This window comes from Acinetobacter sp. YH1901141 (assembly GCF_013416935.1).
GTDB classification, from domain to species: Bacteria; Pseudomonadota; Gammaproteobacteria; order Pseudomonadales; family Moraxellaceae; genus Acinetobacter; species Acinetobacter towneri.
Genome location: NZ_VPEY01000059.1, coordinates 1 through 3,296 on the forward strand (window position 1 = coordinate 1; position 3,296 = coordinate 3,296).

3 protein-coding genes are annotated in these 3,296 nt (G+C 35.3%); 2 read left to right on the forward strand and 1 reads right to left on the reverse strand.

Features of this window, described 5'->3' with window-relative positions:
- Nucleotides 1-196 precede the first annotated feature (196 nt).
- Together FTV52_RS14285 and FTV52_RS14290 are read left to right on the forward strand one after the other, a co-directional pair.
- Nucleotides 197-1,362, forward strand: a protein-coding gene (locus FTV52_RS14285) for an IS3 family transposase (protein WP_119285041.1) whose coding sequence is annotated in 2 segments (ribosomal slippage) — nucleotides 197-455 and nucleotides 455-1,362 — 1,167 coding nt in all. Because the reading frame shifts where the segments join, the coding sequence is not laid out codon by codon here.
- A gap of 234 nt (nucleotides 1,363-1,596) precedes the next feature.
- Nucleotides 1,597-2,055, forward strand: a complete 459-nt coding sequence (locus tag FTV52_RS14290) for a DUF523 domain-containing protein (protein WP_077170035.1) — start codon at nucleotides 1,597-1,599, stop codon at nucleotides 2,053-2,055.
- Between the two features lie 126 nt (nucleotides 2,056-2,181).
- On the opposite strand, the gene FTV52_RS14295 is transcribed toward FTV52_RS14290, so the two are convergent.
- Nucleotides 2,182-2,970, reverse strand: a complete 789-nt coding sequence (locus tag FTV52_RS14295; RefSeq protein ID WP_038350081.1) for an aminoglycoside adenylyltransferase domain-containing protein — start codon at nucleotides 2,968-2,970, stop codon at nucleotides 2,182-2,184.
- Nucleotides 2,971-3,296 lie beyond the last annotated feature (326 nt).

Below are 3,296 nucleotides of genomic sequence, written 5' to 3' on the forward strand. Positions count from 1 at the left end.
GCATGTTCCGCGTCCTTGCAATACTGTGTTTACATACAGTCTATCGCTTAGCGGAAAGTTCTTTTACCCTCAGCCGAAATGCCTGCCGTTGCTAGACATTGCCAGCCAGTGCCCGTCACTCCCACTCTATTGATGTGTGCTTAAAAAACAGGAGGGTTTAACTTGGTAAACTATACATACTCATTAGGAGTTTACCATGAGCAAGAAACAGAAGACTTACACCGCAGAATTTAAAGCTGAAGCCATAAAAGCCATTGAAGAGAACCAAGGTAATGTATCGGAATCCGCTAGACAACTTGGCATTTCAATGCAAACCCTTTCGAACTGGAATAACAAAGCAAAGGCTGGAACTTTAGCAGGCACAAAACAGTATTCGCCCGATCTAAACGCCTTACTCGAAGAAAATAAGAAGCTTAAACAACAGCTCAAAACAGCTGAAATGGAACGTGAATTTTTAAAAAAGGCAGCAGCGTACTTTGCCAAAGAAAGTCAGTGAGGTACGCCTATATGAAATCGCAAAGCCACTTATTTCCGATTATTTTAATGGCTCGATTACTTCGTGTATCCGTTTCTCGCTTTTATGATTGGCTAAAGCGAGGCATGAGTAAAAGATCAATTCAGCGAAATCAGCAGACAATTTTGGTCAAAATAGCCCATGAAGAAACCAAACAAAGCTATGGCTATGTTCGATTAACCAAGCATTTACAAGCGCAAGGTATCAAAATAAGTACGTATGCTGTGCGCCAAATAAAAAAATCAAATCAGTTGTATTGTAAGCGCCATAAGCGTTTCAAAAGAACCACGAACAGTGATCACAACCGTTCTATTTATGACAATTTACTCAAGCAACAGTTTTCAATGACGAAGCCTAATCTTGCGTGGTCGAGTGACATTACCTACATTTGGACGGCTGAGGGCTGGTTGTACTTGGCAGCTGTCAAAGATCTTTACACGAAACAGGTTGTTGGCTATAGCTTAAATGAGCGCATGACAGCCAAGCTTGTTTGTGATGCATTGAATATGGCTATTCGCAATCAGAAACCTGCTAAAGATCTCATTGTACATTCAGATAGAGGCAGCCAATATTGCAGTAATGAATATCGAAACTTACTTGAGAAATTTGATTTTCAGGGTTCAATGAGCAAAAAAGGCGACTGCTTTGATAATGCACCGATAGAGAGTTTCTGGGGCATACTCAAAAATGAACTAGTCCATCATCGCAACTACAAAACAAGGGAAGAAGCCAAAGCGGATATTACAAAATATATAGAGTTATTTTATAATCAGCGAAGAATTCAAAAAGGCTTGGATTTTAAGACACCAAATCAAATGGCAGAAGACTTTTATCGGTTAGCTGCCTAGAATCTCCCAAGTGAAAGTCTCCTGCTAATTCAGCACACATCACTGTTGATAAATTTTCTAAACAAAAAGGATCAAACTAATCTATAAGCTTTGTGGGTTAGAAAAAAAATAACTCACTTTGCATTGATCATATTTAAATTCTTGTTTTATCCATAGCACTAACCTATTAATTTTAAAAAATAATAGGTACTGGCTAAATAGCAAATCGATACATATCTTTTTCATAGAGGAAATATGATTTTAGTAAGTTCTTGTCTGGCTGGCTTAAAGGTACGTTATAACGGGACGCATAGCTTAAACGAAAAAATCGAAAAATTAGTCAAAGATGGAAAAGCTACTATGGTATGTCCAGAGATTCTTGGCGGTTTATCAACACCACGCGAACCTGCCGAGATTTCGGGAGGTAATGGCGATGATGTCTTAGATGGAAAAGCCTGTGTAATTGAAAAATCAGGAAAGGATGTGACTTCAATCTATATTGAAGGGGCATATAGAACTTTAAAAAAAGTTCAATTATTAAAAGCTACTCTGGTAGTGCTTAAAGAAAATAGCCCTTCATGTGGTAGTTCAATGATTTACGATGGTCAATTTAATGGGAATAAGATCTATGGCAATGGAGTTACCTCCGCTTTGCTTAAACGTCATAATATAAAAGTCATTTCAGAAGAAACTTTTTGGCAACTTTTACCCTAGTTCCTCCGCTTTTATTTAAAATCTTCATGCAACTCCAACCACGCCCCCCTTTGCAATATCAAGTCTCTTCGGTATTTAGAGATATAGTGAGGTAATAATCTAAGAAGCATATCCATTACTTCCACATCAGTTAAAAAGTAGTGGTTCAATTTTATGCTGTAATTCTTTAACAATTTTAGCAAGCTGATCATGTAAAACTAACCAACATTGCTCATGACCTTGCCCAATATATTCATCTATTATGAGTTGCAAAATGTCTTGATCTATCTGACTTAAGAATTCTAAAAACCATGTCGCAGCAACATCCTTGGCAACTATTGTTTTATGATCTAATGTATAAGCTATACGGCATAGCGCTAAAATTTGATTACATTCATCCTGATCGTCTTTCCAATGAGCAATAATTTGTGGATAAGTTTTTTGCATGGCAAATATTAATTGTTCATAGCTAATTGGATTTAACCAATCGCAAATATCAGGTCCAAAGATAGTAATGTTATGTAATTGGGCAGTTTTAAGTAAAATACTAATATCTGGATCAGATTGACTATAAAGTAATTCACCTTTGAGTAATTCTTCTCTCAACCACTCGCCATATTGTAGCTGATATGTATATGGATGATTTTTATTGGTAATACTCCCTTTTTCTAATATCGTAATTTCTAAGGCACGCGCTGTAGCATGACCAATCGGAACAGATATATTTAGAAAATTCTGCGCTAATTGTTTTCTTTCCTGATCGGTAATTTCACGTTCAATAATAACTAAAATATCAAGATCACTTTTATGTTTTAAACCACCATCAACATACGAACCATATAAATAAATAGCATAAAGCTTATCTTTAAAATTTTTTTGTAAAAGCTGTTTTACACTTTCAACTTGGCGACACTCTTCATCATTTAAGCTTTGCATATGATTTTTAATTTAAAAAAATAAGTAATGAATTCATAGAGCATTATACAGAATAAGTGTAAATAATTTAATCAATTAGTAAATAACATACTATTTTTACAATATATTTACTTTCAATATAGAGTTTAATACATAAAACTCTATCAATCAAAAAAAGCTTGAAACAACATCTGAATAGTAAGAGTCATTTCCTCCTCACTTAGAGATGGATCCGGAAATTTGAACAACTCCTATAAGTGATACTCTGCTCCTCAAATGATGTTATAAACATCAATATATGGAGTATTTTATGGCACGTAGACCAAGAAGAAATCATTCAAACGACT

Coding starts and splice junctions, on each gene's coding strand:
- FTV52_RS14290 (WP_077170035.1), top strand. CDS start 1,597: ATGATTTTAGTAAGTTCTTGTCTGGCTGGCTTAAAGGTACGTTATAAC.
- FTV52_RS14295 (WP_038350081.1), bottom strand. CDS start 2,970: ATGCAAAGCTTAAATGATGAAGAGTGTCGCCAAGTTGAAAGTGTAAAA.